The following is a 14,492-nucleotide window of genomic DNA, read 5'->3' on the forward strand; positions in this document are numbered from 1 at the left end:
GTAGCCAGGGCCACCCCTTACTGGATCTCCCGCCGGAACGGCGGCAGCGCATTGAGGATGGCCTTGCCGTAGCGCTGGGTCACCAGGCGGCGATCCAGCAGCGAGATGGTGCCGCTGTCCTGCTCGGTACGCAGCAACCGACCGCAGGCCTGGATCAGCCGCAGCGAGGCATCGGGCACGGCGATCTCCATGAACGGATTGCCGCCGCGCGCCTCGATCCACTCGGCCAGGGCGGCTTCTACCGGATCGTCCGGCACGGCGAAGGGGATCTTGGCGATGACCACGTGCTCGCAGTAGGCACCGGGCAGGTCGACCCCTTCCGCAAAGCTGGCAAGACCGAACAGCACGCTGGCCTCGCCGTCATCGACGCGCTTCCTGTGCTTGTTGAGGGTCTCCTGCTTGGACAGGTTGCCCTGAATCAGCACCCGCTTGCGCCAGTCCCGTTCCAGGCCGTCGAAGACGTCCTGCATCTGCCGCCGCGAGGAAAACAGCACCAGGGCGCCACGCGCGCCCTCCAGCATGGCCGGCAATTCGCGGACGATGGCCGCGGTGTGCTCGGCCGCATTGCGCGGATCGGCCTTGAGATCCGGCACCCGCAGCACCCCGGCCTCGGCGTGGCGGAACGGGCTGGGGACCACGGCGGTGGCCGCCGAACGCGGCAGGCCTGATCTCATGCGGAAGCGGTCGAAGGTGCCCAGGGCGGTCAGGGTCGCCGAGGTCACCAGGGCGCCGTAGGCGACATTCCACAGGTGGCGGCGCAGCATCTCGGCGGCGAGGATGGGGCTGGCGTTGACCTCGATGTCGTACAGCGATCCCGTTTCCGCCAGGGTCATCCAGCGTGCCATGGGCGGGCTGTCTTCCGGGTCTTCGCAGGTGAAGGCCGTCCACAGCTCCCAGTTGCCCTGGGATCTTGCCAGCAGACTGCCGAACAGCGGATACCACTCCTCGGCCTGGTAGCTGGCGAGGCCAATGCTGGATTCGCCATCCATGGCCTGCTTGAGCATCTCGGTCAGGCGGGTGAACAGATCGGTGAGCTTGGCGAAGCCCTTCTTCAGCTCGATGCCCATTTCCCGCAGGTCTTCGGGAATGACCCCGCCGACGAAGCGGTGGCGCGGCCGTTCCCGGCCTTCCATGTCCTCGCCGGCGCGGAAATCGGCCAGGGCCTCGCAGGCGGTGAACATGAACTGCTGCTGGGTCTTGATCTCTCGCGCCAGCTCCGGCACCTGCTCGACCAGGCGACCGAGATCGCCCGGCAACGGGTGTTGGGCGAGGAGCTTGGTGAGATTCTTCGCGATCTGCTCCAGCCACTCGGCGGTGGATCTCAGCCGGGTGAAATGGGCGAAGTGGCCGATGGCCTTGTCCGGCAGGTGGTGGCCTTCATCGAACACATAGAGGGTGTCGCGCGGATCGGGCAGGATGGCGCCGCCACCCAGGGCCAGGTCGGCCAGCACCAGGTCATGGTTGGTGACGATGACATCGACCTTGGTCATGCCCTCACGCGCCCGGTAGAAGGCGCACTGCTGGAAATTCGGGCAGTGGCGATTGGTGCACTGGCTGTGGTCGGTGGTGATGCGCGACCACTGCACGTCTTCGATGGCTTCCGGCCAACTGTCGCGGTCACCGTCCCAGCGATTGCCGGCCAGGCGCTCGATCATCTTGCCGAACAGTTCGTTGGACGACTCGTCCACATCGATCTTGAAGCCGTCCTCGGCGAACAGCTGGGCGGTGGCGTTCTGGGCCTGGCCTTCCTGCAGCAGCATGTCCAGCTTGGACAGGCAGAGATAGCGCCCGCGCCCCTTGGCCAAGGCGAAGCTGAAGGACAGCCCGCTGTTGCGCAGGATGTCCGGCAGGTCCTTGTGCACGATCTGCTCCTGCAGTGCGACCGTCGCCGTGGCGATGACCAGGCGCTTACCAGCCGCCTTGGCCGCGGGGATGGCGGCCAGGGCATAGGCCACGGTCTTGCCGGTACCCGTGCCCGCCTCCACCGCCACCACGGCCGGCTCACCTTCGCGATGGCCCTCCTCGTCCTGGGCGATGGCGCCCAGGCCCTTGGCGGTTTCCGCGATCATCAATCGCTGGCCGTAGCGCGGCTTGAGCGACTTGGCTTCGAGGAAACGCGTGTAGGCGCCCTGGATCTGGGTCTTGAGTTCGGTGCTGAGCATGCCTGGTTCCGGGCGATGGCAAAGCAGCGCCACGTCCGGCGGACGAGCGCTGTATGCATCTACAGTAATGGATCTTGGGCGCTATGATAACGCGCCTGTCGTCAGGATGCGCCCAACGTTGTGGTCGCAGGCCGATCAGGCGCTCGGCAGCTGAGGGGGCAGGCGATGAAAGGCGCCAAAGATCAACAGGCTCAGGCGGTCGAGCCAGGGGTGGCGACGCAGACGCAAGGCACGACGGCTGGCGAAGACTTCGCCCAGGTGCAGCAGCAGCAGGGCCAGGGCGACCAGCGCGAGCAATTCGGGGAAAGGACGAGCGAGAGGCAGAGCGAGGGCGGCGGCTGCGGCGAGCCAGAACAGCAGGAGTAGAACTTTGCCGGTAAGGGACAGGGTTTTCATGGATTCCAGCAGGAGGACGAGATGGATCGGACCATAACGCCTATCGCCGGAAAAAGTAAAGGCGGCGGACCAGGGTCCGCCGCTGGTGCATCACTCGCGGTCGATCTGGATTTCGACGCGGCGGTTGGTGGCACGGCCTTCAGCGGTCTCGTTGGTGGCGATCGGCTGACGCTCGCCCATGCCCTTCACGGACACGACGCTGGCCGCCGGCACGCCGGCCTGGATCAGGTAGTTGCTGACCGACTTGGCCCGACGCTCGGACAGACGCTGGTTGTAGGCATCGGTACCCTTGCTGTCGGTGTGACCGGTGATCGACAGGCGGGTGCTGGCGGCTTCGCCACGCAGACGGCCGGCGATACCATCGAGCTGAGCACGATCCTGCGGGCTGACCTCGGCGGAGTCGAAGGCGAAGTGCAGGTCACGGGCGGTGATCACTTCCTGCTTGGGCAGCGGTGCCGGTGCGGGAGCCGGTGCGGGCGCCGGAGCCGGGGCGGGTTCCATGCGAGCGACCTGCTCGTTGCCCTTGCCATGCACCCAGCAATAGGCGCCAGCGGTGGTGCCGATACCCAGGGCCGCCATGCCGGCGACGTTACCGCTCTGAGTAGCACCTGCCGCGCCGCCGACCAGGGCGCCGACCGCTGCGCACACTGGCCAATCAGATTTCTGTACGCCGCCCGCACAACCAGCCAGCACGGTGCTTGCCAGGATGAGGGGTAAAGCTGTCCTTGCGATGCTCTTGCTCATGAAGGGTCTCCTATAGACCAGGTGCCGCGAGTTAGGCTCGTCTTTCGTTTTATGGCGCTGTCAGACTAATGGTGGCGTACACATCTTGACAACGCTGGTTGCTTAGTCAATCGCGATTTGATTAGGGTTCCCTTAATGGCAAACATATTCTCCTCCCGCACCCCGCAACAGGCTCTGGCAAGCCTGCTCGAGCACCACCAGCCCAAGCGCCTGCTCTGTGTGGCGCGCGAGCCGCTGCCAGCGCTTGAGGCCTATGCCGAGGCCCATCCGCACTGCCAGGTGGTGCAGGCAGCGGTGCCCCTGGATGACCCGGCGCTGCTGGCCGAACGCTACGAACTGGTGATCGTCGCCGACTGCCTGGAACACCTGCCGCTGCGCCAGGGACGCGAATTGCTCGGCGGCCTGCGCAACTTCAACACTTCGCGCCTGGCGGTGCTGGTGGACCTGGTCGCCAGCGACTGGCAGGTGACGGATTTCTACGCCCTCGCCCTGCAGGCCAGCGAGCGCTTCGCCCGCGAGGGCCAGGTGGTCACCCTGTTCAGCTATGATCTGCACGACTACAAGCAGGTCCCGGACTGGCTCAATGCCAAGTTCTGGGCCAATCCGCAGAATTTCGGCAAGTACTGGTGGTGAGATGCAACCCATGGCCCCCTGCCCCTGTGGCTCGGACCGCTCGCTCGGCGACTGTTGCGGAGCCTTTCATGCCGGTACTCCGGCGCCCGATGCCGAACGGCTGATGCGTTCACGCTACAGCGCCTATGTGCTGGGGCTGATCGACTACCTGGTAACCACCACGGCGCCTGCCCAGCAGGAGCAGTTGGACCGGGAGGCCCTGGCTGCCTGGAGTCTGGGCAGTCGCTGGCAAGGGTTGCAGGTGCTGGAGCATCGCCCCGAGCCGGGGGATCCCGCCCATGCCCGGGTCAGCTTCGTGGCGCGCTGGGAGGATGGGCGCGGCGCCCATCGCCATGAAGAGCACTCGGGCTTCGTCCAGCGCGAGGGACGCTGGTACTTCCTCGATCCGACCGTACGCCCCCTGCCGGGTCGCAACGACGCCTGCCTGTGTGGCAGCGGCGCCAAGTTCAAGAAGTGCTGCGCCGGCTTCCTGTAACGCCGGCCGCGCTCATTCCTTGACCAGCGTCAGGTGATCGGTATCCGGGACCGCTACGGGTAGCGGCTCGAACGCCGGCCCCAGGTCGCTACCCACCGGCGCCAGACTCAGGTGTGAGAGATCGACTCGCGGCGACGCCACCGGTGCGGCCTCATCCTGGAGATCGGCGCCCACCGGTGCCAGGCCGAAATCCGGTGCCTGGACATCGACGAAGGCCGCCATCACGGCATCCCTGGGAGCGACCGACAACGACCCGCGCTCGGTGGAAGACGCCGCAGTGGGCGCGGTGGCGGCTGGCTCCCGCGCCTCGACGGGTGCCGCAGCCGGCTCGCCCGTCTCGGCCATGGGCGCCACCTCGACCAACGCCCCGGCCTGGGCCAGGGTGGCGCGATAGCGCTCGGCGGTGGCGGCGTCGAGGCGATTCTTGATAATCATGCGGCGACCGGAGAAGAGCACGGCGATGCGCTGTTCATCCGCCTGAAACAGACGCATCAGATTCTGTCGGGTCTGCTGCGCATCGGCGCCAGCGACCAGTTCGCCTTGGAAGGCGATTTCATAGAGCACGGCGGACATGACGACCTCCTCGATCACGGCAAGAGCTGCAGGATGCAACGTCGCGCCGGGGCGGTCCAGTCCGCACGGTCGCCTGGCACAGGCGTTTTTTTGTTAGCCTGTGCCGAAGCGGCCCCGACTTGTGCAGCAATCGGTGCTTGTTAAACTGCGCAGAAAACGGGAGTGCCGCATGCTTCGCCAGGCCTTGTTCATCACCCTGCTCGGCGTCTTGCTCAGCAGTCTTGGCGGTTGTACCTATATCGGGCGCAACTATGACGAGCCTCAGGTCGAACTGACCGGCGTGGAGCTGATCCGTGCGCGGCTGTGGAGCCAGGATTTCGTGCTGCACTTCCGCGTCCAGAATCCCAACGACAGCGCCCTGCCCGTACGTAGCCTGGCCTACACCGTCTACCTGAACGATCTGCTGCTGTCCCAGGGCGTCGCCAACCTGCATGCGTCAGTTCCCGCCAACGGTCGACGCAGCTTCTCCGTACCGGTGCAGACCAATCTGTGGCGTTACGTGAAGGACGTGGGCCGCATGCTCGAAGACCCTGAGCAGCCGATCAATTACCGCCTGCGTGGCCGGGTGAAGACCGGTTGGCTGTTCGGCCGCAGTGTCCATTTTTCTCGCCAGGGACAGTTCGTGCCTGGCGCCTACATCCCGGAGTTATGAGATGAACCAACACGTCCACGGTCCCGATTGCAATCACGACCACGATCACGACCATGGCCATGGGCACCACGTCCACGGCCCGCACTGCAACCATGGTCATGCCCAGGAGCCGGTGCGCAATCCGCTGAAGGAAGTGGGTCGCAACGATCCCTGCCCGTGCGGCAGCGAGAAGAAATTCAAGAAGTGCCACGGCGCCTGAGCCCGTTTCCGTAGGTTGGGCTGAGGCGGTTCTACCGTCGAAGCCCAACATAGCGGAGTCAGCCTGGACTGTTGGGCTTCGCTACGCTCAACCCAACCTACCCCTCCGCGACCCTGGCGCGTTACCAGGGCTGTCCGCCGCGTTGCGACTCCAGCCGCCGGATGAATTCCTCCAGCACCAGGGCGTAGAGATCGTCCTTGAGCACCAGATCCTCTACCCCGCAATCGATGTTGGGATTGTCGTTGACCTCGATCACCGCCAGCTTGTCGCCCGCCTGCTTGAGATCCACGCCATAGAGACCATCGCCGATCAGGTTGGCGGTGCGTACCGCCAGCTCGACCACCGCATGGGGCGCGTCCTGCACCGCCAGGGTGCGGAAATCTCCGCTGACCTCGGTGGCGCTGGCGCTGTGGTCGTAGATCTGCCAGTGGCCCTTGGACATGAAGTACTGGCAGGCGAAGATCGGCTCCTGGTTCAGCACACCGATGCGCCAGTCGTATTCGGTGTAGAAGAACTCCTGGGCCAGCAGCAGCACCGAGCGTTCGAAGAGTTCGGCGCTGGCCTTGCGCAGCTGGGCGGGGTCTTCGACCTTGATGACGCCCCGGGAAAAGGAGCCATCGGGAATCTTGAGCACCAGCGGAAAGCCCAGGCGCTCGCCGAGTCCTTCGAGTTGACCGGGATTGTCCTTGTAGAGGATCTCGGTCGCCGGCATGTCCAGCTTGTGGGCGCGCAGCAGGTCGGCCAGATAGACCTTGTTGGTGCATCTCAGAATCGAGCGTGGATCGTCCATTACCACCAGCCCCTCGCTTTCGGCCTTCTTGGCGAAGCGATAGGTGTGGTGGTCGATGGCAGTGGTCTCGCGGATGAACAGGGCGTCGAATTCGCCCAGCCGCGCGTAGTCCTTCTTTTCGATCAGCTCCACGTCCAGCCCCAGGTGCTTGCCGACGCGCACGAAATTCTTCAGCGCCTTGGCATCTGACGGCGGAAAGGCTTCCTTGGGGTCATGCAGGATGGCCAGGTCAAAGCGGTATTTCTCGCGGCGGCCGGGCTTGAGCCAGACGCGGCGACTGAAACCGTCGAGGGCGTTGGCGAATTGATCTTCCTGCTGTTCGTGCAGCTTGTGGATGCTGCCCAGCTTGAGGCCGCCGATGTGCCAGCCAGCGCGATCGCGGCGGAATTCCACCAGCAGCAGCGGACAGGGAAAGGCCTCGAATACCTGGCGCGCCAGATCCTGCAGAGGCGCGATGTCGGTGTTGCCGAAATAGAGCGTGAGGGTGAAGCCGTCGGCGCTACCGTAGGGATGACCGGCCAGCGCCTTGGTCAGCAGCTTGTCCAGGTCCTCCAGCGCCAGGCCATAGAGCGACTTGCGCGCCAGTTCGCTGATGGTACGCACCGAGGGGATGACCTTGTGCCCCCGGGCTTCGGCGAGCAGCGAGCAGTAGTAGCCGTGGCCGAGGTACTTCTGGCTGCGGCAGAGGTTGATCACCTGCACGCGTTTGCCATTGTCCTGTTCGTTGGATTGTTCCAGGTATTCCTGGGCGGTGATGACGTCTTCGCTGGGATAGTAGGACGACCAGTCTTCCTTGCGTTCCACGACGATATACAGCTTGCTCACTGGACCTCCTGGTTGCGGGGCGTGGTCCCGGTGGAAACCCGGATGCCGCCGGACCACTCCAACTGTTGTAACGCGGGTGCTATTAACCGTTGCTTAACCATGCCAGGCTGCCCGCTCTGCTCCAGGAGAATCCTTCGCGATGAGTTTCATGCTCAGGCCCGCCGGGCTGGACGATCTGGCGGCACTGGTCGATCTGGAAGCCCGCTGCTTCAGCTATGACCGCCTTTCCCGGCGCAATTTCCACTACATGCTCACCCGTGCGAACGCGGTCCTGATCCTGGCGGAAAACGACCGCCAGGTGGCCGGTTACGCCCTGGTGCTGTTCCACCAGAACACTTCTCTCGCCCGGCTCTATTCCATCGCCGTCGATCCGGACGCGCGCGGTCATCGCCTGGGCCAGCGCCTGTTGGAGGCTGCCGAAGCCGAGGCGGTGGAGCGCGACTGCGCCTACCTGCGCCTGGAGGTCCGACCGGACAACGCCGCCGCCATCGCCCTCTACGAGCGCAACGGCTATCTGCCCTTCGCCACGGTGGAGGACTATTACGAAGACCACAGCCAGGCGCTGCGCTTCGAGAAGCGCATCCGCCAGCCGCGCGAGGGCCAGGCCCGACCGGTGCCCTTCTATCGTCAGACCACCGACTTCACCTGCGGCCCGGCCAGCCTGCTGATGGCCATGGGCGCGCTGCAGCCGGGCCGCCCGCTGGAGCGGCGCGAGGAGCTGCGACTGTGGCGCGAAGCCACGACCATCTACATGACTGCGGGCCATGGTGGTTGCGGCCCCCATGGCTTGGCCCTGGCCGCCCAGCGACGCGGCTTCAAGGTGACCCTGCAGGTCAATACGCGCGGCCCGCTGTTCCTCGACGGCGTGCGCAGCGAGGAGAAGAAGGAGGTCATGCGTCTGGTGCACGAGGACTTCAGCGCCGAGGTCAAGCAATCGCCCATCGAGCGGCTCTACCGTACCCGCCTGGACGTGGCCGCCTGGGTCGCCGAGGGCGCTTTTCCACTGGTGTTGATCAGCTCCTTCCGGCTGACCAAGGCCAAGGGACCTCATTGGGTGCTGGTCACCGACTGCGACGAGGACTTCGTCTACCTGCACGATCCCGATGTCGACCACAGCCAGCACCGTCGCGAACTGGACTGCCAGCACATTCCCGTGTCCCACGCCGAATTCGACAAGATGAGTCGCTTTGGTCGCGGCAAGCTGCGTGCGGCGGTAGTCCTGCGGGCAGGGTGAGGCGGGGTTGCACGGTGGCGCGAACAGGGCCAGGATCAGGGCCAAGAACAATGACGGGGCGGTCCATGAGTCAGGCCTTGCGCAAGAACAACCCTTCCTACGAGTTGATGGAGGACCTGAGCGGTCACTCGGTCATCTACCGGGAGCATGGCTTTCCCTGCCCGCTGGTGCGCTGGCATTTCCACAAGGAATACGAGCTGCACCTGATCGTGGCCAGTTCGGGGACCGCCTTCATTGGCGACTATATCGGCAACTTCTATCCGGGCAGCCTGTTCCTGACCGGTCCGCATCTGCCACACAACTGGATCAGCCGCGTCGCCGAGGGCGAGGTGGTGGCCAAGCGCGACATGCTGGTCAACTTCACCAACGAGACGGTGGATAACGCCACGGCGGTGTTTCCCGAACTTAGCGGCCTGGCACCGCTGCTGGAACGTGCCCGCTATGGCATCGAATTCCAGGATCCGCAATTGATCGCCCGCGCCGAGGTGTTGCTGCAGCAGATCTCCGAGAGCGGCGGTGCCACCCGCCTCGGCCATTTTCTGGTGTTGATGGAGGCGCTGGCCACGTCGGAGCGCTATCAGCTGCTGTCCGGCAGCGTCGAACCGGCCACGGCCAGCGAACAGGCGGTGGATCGCACCAACCGGGCGCTGAATTTCATCTTCGATCACTACCAGCGTGACTTCACCCAAGAAGAAGTGGCCGAGCACCTGGGCATGACGCCCACCTATTTTTCCCGCTTCTTCCGTCAGGCTACCGGTCGCACCTTCGTCGAATTCGTCAACAGCCTGCGCATCAGCAAGGCCTGCGAGATGCTCTCCCACAGCAGCATGCCGGTTACCGATATCTGCTTCGAGGCCGGCTTCAACAACATCTCCAACTTCAATCGACGCTTCCACCAGCTCAAAGGCATGACCCCGCGGCAATACCGTAGCCTGACGGTGCAGCGCCTGACTGAACAGAATGCCTGATCCCGGGCTGCGCGGCGTCTGGACGGAGCGCTGATCTACCGATCACGCCTGCGCCGCAGGATCCGGTTTGTCGCCAGCTTGAGAGCCACTGAACAGACCCAATGTATAGTTCGGTTATGATCGAACTACCCATCCGTGTCGACCGAGGACAGAGCCACCATGAGCGAACCCTACACGCCCCCACGCGTCTGGACCCCCACTACCTCCGGCGGCAACTTCGCCAGCATCAACCGCCCCATCGCCGGCGCGACCCATGACCAGGAGCTGCCAGTCGGCGAGCACCCCTTCCAGCTCTACTCCCTGGGTACGCCCAATGGTATGAAGGTGACCATCCTGCTGGAGGAACTGCTGGCGCTCGGGCACACCGACGCCGAATACGACGCCTGGTTGATCCGTATCGGGGAAGGTGATCAGTTTTCCAGCGGTTTCGTCGAGATCAACCCGAACTCCAAGATCCCAGCCCTGGTGGATCGTCGCGGCGCCGAACCGCTGCGTGTCTTCGAGTCCGGCGCCATCCTGCTCTATCTCGCCGACAGCTTTGGAGCCTTCATCCCGAAGGATCACGCCGGTCGCACCGAGACGCTGAACTGGCTGTTCTGGCAGATGGGCTCGGCGCCCTTCCTGGGCGGCGGCTTCGGGCATTTCTATGCCTATGCGCCGGAAAAGCTCGAATACCCCATCAACCGCTACGCCATGGAAGCCAAGCGCCAGCTCGATGTCCTCGACCGCCTGTTGGCCGAGCGCCGCTATGTGGCCGGCGAGGACTACAGCATCGCCGACATCGCCATCTGGAGCTGGTACGGCAACCTGGTGCTGGGTCAGTTGTACAACGCCGCGGAATTCCTTTCCGTGCAGGACTACCAGCACGTGCAGCGCTGGGCCCAGGCCATCGCCGCGCGGCCGGCGGTGCAGCGTGGCCGTAGGGTCAATCGCACCTGGGGTGAGCCGGGCGAGCAACTGGCCGAGCGGCATTCGGCCAGCGACCTGGACTGACCCAACGAGCGGTGGCAGAAGGGGTCTGCTGCCGCTAGCGCCCCCAGTCCGCCGTGGCGGAGCCGAGTCGCGTCGCGGGGCGACGCCACTGCAGCTCGACCTCACCCATTCGGAGCGGCGCCCGCAAGCGCAACGCAGGCCCCCAGGCGGTGGGTTCCTGAGCGTCACCGTAGTCCTCCTCCGCTGGTCCTCGATACGCTGATCCGTCGCTCGCGTCTGGCCGCTCGGTCAGCAGCACGGCGGTACGGGCCAGGGACAGCCGCGCCGTCAATGCCTGCCCTTCCCGTTGACGCCGTGCCAGCCCGCGCAGGGCAGCGGCTGCCAGGAGATAGCCAGTGGCATGGTCGAGCGCCTGCACCGGCAAGGGTACCGGCGTCTCCACCCCTTGCCAGGCACTGCCAGCCGCTGCGATGCCGCAGGACATCTGCACCAGGCTGTCGTAGCCCCGTCGTAGTGCCCAGGGACCACTCCAGCCGTAGGCACAGAGGGACACATCGATCAGGCTGGGATTGAGCGCGCGTCGCTGTAGGTCTCCATAACCCAGCTGCTCCAGCGCATCAGCGCGATAACCGTGAACCAGGATGTCCGCCTCGGCCAGCAGCGCCGCGAACCTCCCGCGGTCGGCGGGCCGCCTGAGATCGAGCCGCGCGCAGCGCTTGCCCAGGGTGACCTCGGGCGCCTGGGCCGGTTCGTCCCACGCAGGCGGATCAATCCGCAGCACCTCGGCACCCAGGCCGGCCAGCAGGCGGGTGGCGATGGGCCCGGCGAGGATGCGGGTCAGGTCGAGGACGCGAATGCCCTGCAAGGGGCGTTGTGGATCAGGCCGCCAGTCGCGCGCGGTGGCAATGGCTGTCCATTCCTGGGCGATCAGCGGTTCGGCGCGCACCGCTTGCCCCTGGGAATGCGCCTGCCACTCCGCCTGGCTGCGCAGCCTCGCCGCGCAACCTCCGGCGTTGACGATGGCCGTCTCCAAGGCTTCGCCCGACCAGCCGGCCGTGGCCTGTACCACGGCGTCCTGGCGGTTGGCACAGCCCAGGACGGCAAGGGCACGCTCGCGGTGGTGGGGCGCATTGGCATGTAACCGTAGCCAGCCGTCACAGGTGCGGTAATCACCCGTGATGGGATCCCAGACGGCGGGCAACTCCCAGCCCAGGGGACGCAGGGACGTCTTGAACCAGGCCGCGGCGAGATGTCGGTCCACCTGTACCGGCAATCCGGGCGCCCCTTCGGCCAGCAGATCGGCGGTGGCCAGGCCGGCGACCCCGATCGCCGCCGTGGCGAGATCGCTGACCGGGAAGCAGGAGGCCAGGCTGTCGTCGCCCAGGACCTGCAGGTTCGTCGCCTGGGCGGCAGGCATACCAAGGGCGACCACGAGTTCGCTGAGCAAGGCGTGAAAGGCGGCAGGCGTACGGGACGGGTTGGCCAAGGCGAGGTCCTCCGCGGCAGCAGGCAGTGCTGCCACAGTAACCCTGCCTGTACGAGCAGGACACCAGCGTTCGTCCGCCTACCGTCCAGCCCGACGCGGGGACAAATCGCCCGGCACAAGGGTCTCCCCTTCATCGCCTCACCACACCCTATCGGAGACCCCATGACCGAACGACAGCTGCTCATCGCCGGTGCCAGCGGCATCATCGGCCAGGCCGTGCTGGAGGCCTTCGCCAAGGCCGGCTGGTCCATTACCACCGTTGGCCGCTCGAAACAGGGCCCAAGCCGCTTTCCCCATCTGACCGCCGACCTGCTGGACCAGGACAGCCTGGCAGCGGCCAAGGCCGATCTGGCCGGCGTGACCCATCTCTTCTACAGCGCCCTCAAGCCGAACCCCGATCCAGGCGTGGAGGCGGACGAAAACGCCGCCATGCTGGAGAACCTGGTGGGCGCGGTGCGTAGCGCCGGAGCACCCCTGGCCCGCATCACCTTCGTCCAGGGCGGCAAGATCTACGGCGCTCACCTGGGGGTCTACAAGACGCCGGCCCGCGAAGACGACAGTCGTCACTTCCCGCCCAATCTCTACTTCCGCCACGAAGACTTCGTCCGCAGTCTCGAAGGTGATGGCATTCGCTGGACGGCGCTGAGGCCCGACATCGTCATCGGCCATTCCCTGGGATCGGCCATGAATCTGGGCAACCTCATCGGCCTCTATGGCGCGCTCTGTCGCGAGACCGGCACGGCCATGCAGTTTCCCGGAACGGAGCAGGCCTATCGCGGTGCCCTGGTCAACGTCACCGCCGCGCCGCTATTGGGCGAGGCCGCGGTCTGGGCAGCGGAAGAAGAACGCGATGGCGCCTACAACCTCACCAATGGCGACGTCTTCCGCTGGAGTCACGTCTGGCCGCAGCTGGCCGACTGGTTCGGGCTGGAGGTGGGCGAGCCGCAACCCATCTCCCTGGCCCAGCGCCTGACCGCACTGAAACCGGTCTGGCAGGCGCTGGCAGAGCGCGAAGGACTGGCCGAGGCCGATCCCGAACGGATCGCACCCGGCGCTTTCGGCGACTTCATCTTCCATGTCGAGAAAGACGCCATCTTTGACGTGACCAGGGCGCGGCAGGCCGGCTTCGGGCGGATGATCCTAAGGTCCGACGAGGTCTTGCTCGCGCACCTGGAGGACATGCGTCGGCGTCGACTCATTCCCTGAGCCGTCTCGCGCCGTCCTGAACAGTCGAAAACGCCAGGGGCAGCGCATGGTCTCATTCGCACCGCCTCGCTCACTTCCGTTGGAGTTGCACGATGTACGCCGACACCCTCACCTGGGGCCATGGCCCCCGCACCTTCGAAGTCTTTCTCGAGCCCACCTGCCCCTTTTCGGTCAGGGCCTTCAACAAGCTCGACGACCTGCTGACCCAGGCCGGCCCTGAGCGGATCACCCTGAAGATCCGCCTGCAATCCCAGCCCTGGCACCTGTTCTCCGGCGTGGTGGTGCGGTGCGTCCTGGCCGCCGCCACCCTCGACGGCGGCAAGGAAAGCGCCAAGGCGGTCTTGGCGGCGGTGGCCGCCCACCGCGAGGAGTTCGAGTTCAAGGATCACGCCACCGGGCCCAACCGTGAGGCCACACCCAACGACATCATCGCGCGTCTGGAGCGTTACAGCGGCCTGGCCCTGGCCGACGCCTTCGCCAAGCCGGACCTGCAGCACGCCATCAAGTGGCACTGCAAGTACGCCCGGCAGAACGGCATCCATGTCTCGCCGACCTTCATGATCGATGGCCTGGTGCAGCCGGACATGAGCAGCGGCGATTCGGTCGCGGACTGGATCGCCAGGCTGGATTGAACACCGGGGCTCAGGGCGGAGAGGAGGTGTAGCCTCGTCCCTGACGCTATGCTCGGCGGCGTTCCTCCGACCCGAGACAGACTCCCATGACCTTTCCTGCTGGAGCTCTACCCTGGAAGCTCTAAGTGTCTATCTCGGGCTGGCCGCCCTCGCCTTTGGCGCGGCCACACTGCTGCCCCTGCAGTCGGAAGCCGCTCTGGCGGGGCTGCTGCTCACCGAACGCTATGCCACGCCCCTCCTGCTGCTGGCCGCTACCCTGGGCAATGTTGCCGGTTCGACGCTGAACTGGTGGCTGGGCACCCACCTCGAACGCTTTCGCCAACGCCGCTGGTTTCCGGTATCGCCGAAACGGCTTGCCCGCATTCAGGCGGCCTATCAGCGCTATGGCTGGTGGTCGCTGCTGCTCAGCTGGACGCCCGTGATCGGTGATCCGCTGACCCTGGTCGCCGGCGTGATGCGCGAACCCCTGTGGCGCTTTTTACTGGTGGTGACCCTGGCCAAGACCACGCGCTATGTAGTGGTCTGGGGGCTTACCCAGGGTTGGCGCTGATCGAGCGCGCGAGGAAGGTCTTTCCGTCCTTACG

16 protein-coding genes are annotated in these 14,492 nt (G+C 65.5%); 10 read left to right on the forward strand and 6 right to left on the reverse strand.

Features of this window, described 5'->3' with window-relative positions; genetic code table 11:
* Positions 1–17: 17 nt before the first annotated feature.
* The 3 genes from dinG to C722_RS0101575 form a co-directional block, all read right to left on the reverse strand.
* Complete coding sequence (gene dinG, locus C722_RS0101565) at positions 18–2,162, reverse strand: ATP-dependent DNA helicase DinG (protein ID WP_017638809.1); 2,145 nt, start codon at positions 2,160–2,162, stop codon at positions 18–20.
* A gap of 135 nt (positions 2,163–2,297) precedes the next feature.
* Positions 2,298–2,558 carry a DUF1145 domain-containing protein gene (locus tag C722_RS0101570; RefSeq protein WP_017638810.1) on the reverse strand — a complete coding sequence of 87 codons (261 nt, stop codon included), beginning with the start codon at positions 2,556–2,558 and terminating at the stop codon, positions 2,298–2,300.
* 90 nt (positions 2,559–2,648) lie between these two features.
* A complete protein-coding gene (locus C722_RS0101575) occupies positions 2,649–3,302 on the reverse strand; it encodes an OmpA family protein (protein WP_026083574.1) in 654 nt (217 codons plus the stop codon).
* Between the two features lie 135 nt (positions 3,303–3,437).
* Here C722_RS0101575 and C722_RS0101580 point away from each other — a divergent pair, with 135 nt between their 5' ends.
* Together C722_RS0101580 and C722_RS0101585 are read left to right on the forward strand one after the other, a co-directional pair.
* Positions 3,438–3,935: a DUF6231 family protein gene (locus tag C722_RS0101580; protein WP_017638812.1), complete on the forward strand. Its 498-nt coding sequence runs from the start codon at positions 3,438–3,440 to the stop codon at positions 3,933–3,935.
* A 10-nt stretch (positions 3,936–3,945) separates the two neighbouring features.
* Positions 3,946–4,410, forward strand: a complete 465-nt coding sequence (locus C722_RS0101585; RefSeq protein ID WP_173147001.1) for a YchJ family protein — start codon at positions 3,946–3,948, stop codon at positions 4,408–4,410.
* A gap of 12 nt (positions 4,411–4,422) precedes the next feature.
* On the opposite strand, the gene C722_RS0101590 is transcribed toward C722_RS0101585, so the two are convergent.
* A complete protein-coding gene (locus C722_RS0101590) occupies positions 4,423–4,983 on the reverse strand; it encodes a hypothetical protein (RefSeq protein WP_017638814.1) in 561 nt (186 codons plus the stop codon).
* A 169-nt stretch (positions 4,984–5,152) separates the two neighbouring features.
* On the opposite strand from C722_RS0101590, the gene C722_RS0101595 reads away from it, so the two are divergent.
* Together C722_RS0101595 and C722_RS0101600 are read left to right on the forward strand one after the other, a co-directional pair.
* The gene (locus tag C722_RS0101595; RefSeq protein ID WP_017638815.1) at positions 5,153–5,635 is read left to right on the forward strand and encodes an LEA type 2 family protein; all 483 of its coding nucleotides are present in this window, start codon (positions 5,153–5,155) and stop codon (positions 5,633–5,635) included.
* Position 5,636: 1 nt separating this feature from the next.
* Positions 5,637–5,834 carry an SEC-C metal-binding domain-containing protein gene (locus C722_RS0101600; RefSeq protein ID WP_017638816.1) on the forward strand — a complete coding sequence of 66 codons (198 nt, stop codon included), beginning with the start codon at positions 5,637–5,639 and terminating at the stop codon, positions 5,832–5,834.
* Positions 5,835–5,955: 121 nt separating this feature from the next.
* Here C722_RS0101600 and C722_RS0101605 read toward each other — a convergent pair whose 3' ends face one another.
* On the reverse strand, positions 5,956–7,449 hold the full coding sequence (locus tag C722_RS0101605; protein ID WP_017638817.1) for a RimK family alpha-L-glutamate ligase: 1,494 nt from the start codon (positions 7,447–7,449) through the stop codon (positions 5,956–5,958).
* 139 nt (positions 7,450–7,588) lie between these two features.
* Between C722_RS0101605 and C722_RS0101615 the strand changes: the two genes are divergently transcribed.
* The 3 genes from C722_RS0101615 to yghU all read left to right on the forward strand — a co-directional run bounded on the left by C722_RS0101615 (position 7,589) and on the right by yghU (position 10,644).
* Positions 7,589–8,683, forward strand: coding sequence for a GNAT family N-acetyltransferase/peptidase C39 family protein (locus C722_RS0101615; protein WP_017638819.1), 1,095 nt, complete (start codon positions 7,589–7,591; stop codon positions 8,681–8,683).
* 65 nt (positions 8,684–8,748) lie between these two features.
* The gene (locus C722_RS0101620; protein ID WP_017638820.1) at positions 8,749–9,651 is read left to right on the forward strand and encodes an AraC family transcriptional regulator; all 903 of its coding nucleotides are present in this window, start codon (positions 8,749–8,751) and stop codon (positions 9,649–9,651) included.
* A 159-nt stretch (positions 9,652–9,810) separates the two neighbouring features.
* Positions 9,811–10,644 (forward strand): glutathione-dependent disulfide-bond oxidoreductase, encoded by an 834-nt coding sequence (gene yghU, locus C722_RS0101625; RefSeq protein WP_017638821.1) that lies wholly within the window; start codon positions 9,811–9,813, stop codon positions 10,642–10,644.
* Between the two features lie 34 nt (positions 10,645–10,678).
* On the opposite strand, the gene C722_RS0101630 is transcribed toward yghU, so the two are convergent.
* Positions 10,679–12,070 (reverse strand): CoA transferase, encoded by a 1,392-nt coding sequence (locus tag C722_RS0101630; protein WP_017638822.1) that lies wholly within the window; start codon positions 12,068–12,070, stop codon positions 10,679–10,681.
* Between the two features lie 162 nt (positions 12,071–12,232).
* On the opposite strand from C722_RS0101630, the gene C722_RS0101635 reads away from it, so the two are divergent.
* The 3 genes from C722_RS0101635 (at position 12,233) to C722_RS24535 (ending at position 14,458) form a co-directional block, all read left to right on the forward strand.
* The gene (locus C722_RS0101635; protein ID WP_017638823.1) at positions 12,233–13,276 is read left to right on the forward strand and encodes an SDR family oxidoreductase; all 1,044 of its coding nucleotides are present in this window, start codon (positions 12,233–12,235) and stop codon (positions 13,274–13,276) included.
* A gap of 92 nt (positions 13,277–13,368) precedes the next feature.
* Positions 13,369–13,908: a thioredoxin domain-containing protein gene (locus C722_RS0101640; RefSeq protein ID WP_017638824.1), complete on the forward strand. Its 540-nt coding sequence runs from the start codon at positions 13,369–13,371 to the stop codon at positions 13,906–13,908.
* Positions 13,909–14,020: 112 nt separating this feature from the next.
* A complete protein-coding gene (locus C722_RS24535) occupies positions 14,021–14,458 on the forward strand; it encodes a YqaA family protein (protein ID WP_037062948.1) in 438 nt (145 codons plus the stop codon).
* Positions 14,459–14,492 lie beyond the last annotated feature (34 nt).

Origin of the sequence: Pseudomonas sp. 313 (genome assembly GCF_000316965.1) — a bacterium.
Taxonomy (GTDB): Bacteria; Pseudomonadota; Gammaproteobacteria; order Pseudomonadales; family Pseudomonadaceae; genus Chryseomonas; species Chryseomonas benzopyrenica.

Excerpts from the sequence above, each read along its gene's own strand:
- dinG (WP_017638809.1), bottom strand. The coding sequence starts at position 2,162 with ATGCTCAGCACCGAACTCAAGACCCAGATCCAGGGCGCCTACACGCGT.
- C722_RS0101570 (WP_017638810.1), bottom strand. The coding sequence starts at position 2,558 with ATGAAAACCCTGTCCCTTACCGGCAAAGTTCTACTCCTGCTGTTCTGG.
- C722_RS0101575 (WP_026083574.1), bottom strand. The coding sequence starts at position 3,302 with ATGAGCAAGAGCATCGCAAGGACAGCTTTACCCCTCATCCTGGCAAGC.
- C722_RS0101580 (WP_017638812.1), top strand. The coding sequence starts at position 3,438 with ATGGCAAACATATTCTCCTCCCGCACCCCGCAACAGGCTCTGGCAAGC.
- C722_RS0101585 (WP_173147001.1), top strand. The coding sequence starts at position 3,946 with ATGGCCCCCTGCCCCTGTGGCTCGGACCGCTCGCTCGGCGACTGTTGC.
- C722_RS0101590 (WP_017638814.1), bottom strand. The coding sequence starts at position 4,983 with ATGTCCGCCGTGCTCTATGAAATCGCCTTCCAAGGCGAACTGGTCGCT.
- C722_RS0101595 (WP_017638815.1), top strand. The coding sequence starts at position 5,153 with ATGCTTCGCCAGGCCTTGTTCATCACCCTGCTCGGCGTCTTGCTCAGC.
- C722_RS0101600 (WP_017638816.1), top strand. The coding sequence starts at position 5,637 with ATGAACCAACACGTCCACGGTCCCGATTGCAATCACGACCACGATCAC.
- C722_RS0101615 (WP_017638819.1), top strand. The coding sequence starts at position 7,589 with ATGAGTTTCATGCTCAGGCCCGCCGGGCTGGACGATCTGGCGGCACTG.
- C722_RS0101620 (WP_017638820.1), top strand. The coding sequence starts at position 8,749 with ATGAGTCAGGCCTTGCGCAAGAACAACCCTTCCTACGAGTTGATGGAG.
- yghU (WP_017638821.1), top strand. The coding sequence starts at position 9,811 with ATGAGCGAACCCTACACGCCCCCACGCGTCTGGACCCCCACTACCTCC.
- C722_RS0101635 (WP_017638823.1), top strand. The coding sequence starts at position 12,233 with ATGACCGAACGACAGCTGCTCATCGCCGGTGCCAGCGGCATCATCGGC.
- C722_RS0101640 (WP_017638824.1), top strand. The coding sequence starts at position 13,369 with ATGTACGCCGACACCCTCACCTGGGGCCATGGCCCCCGCACCTTCGAA.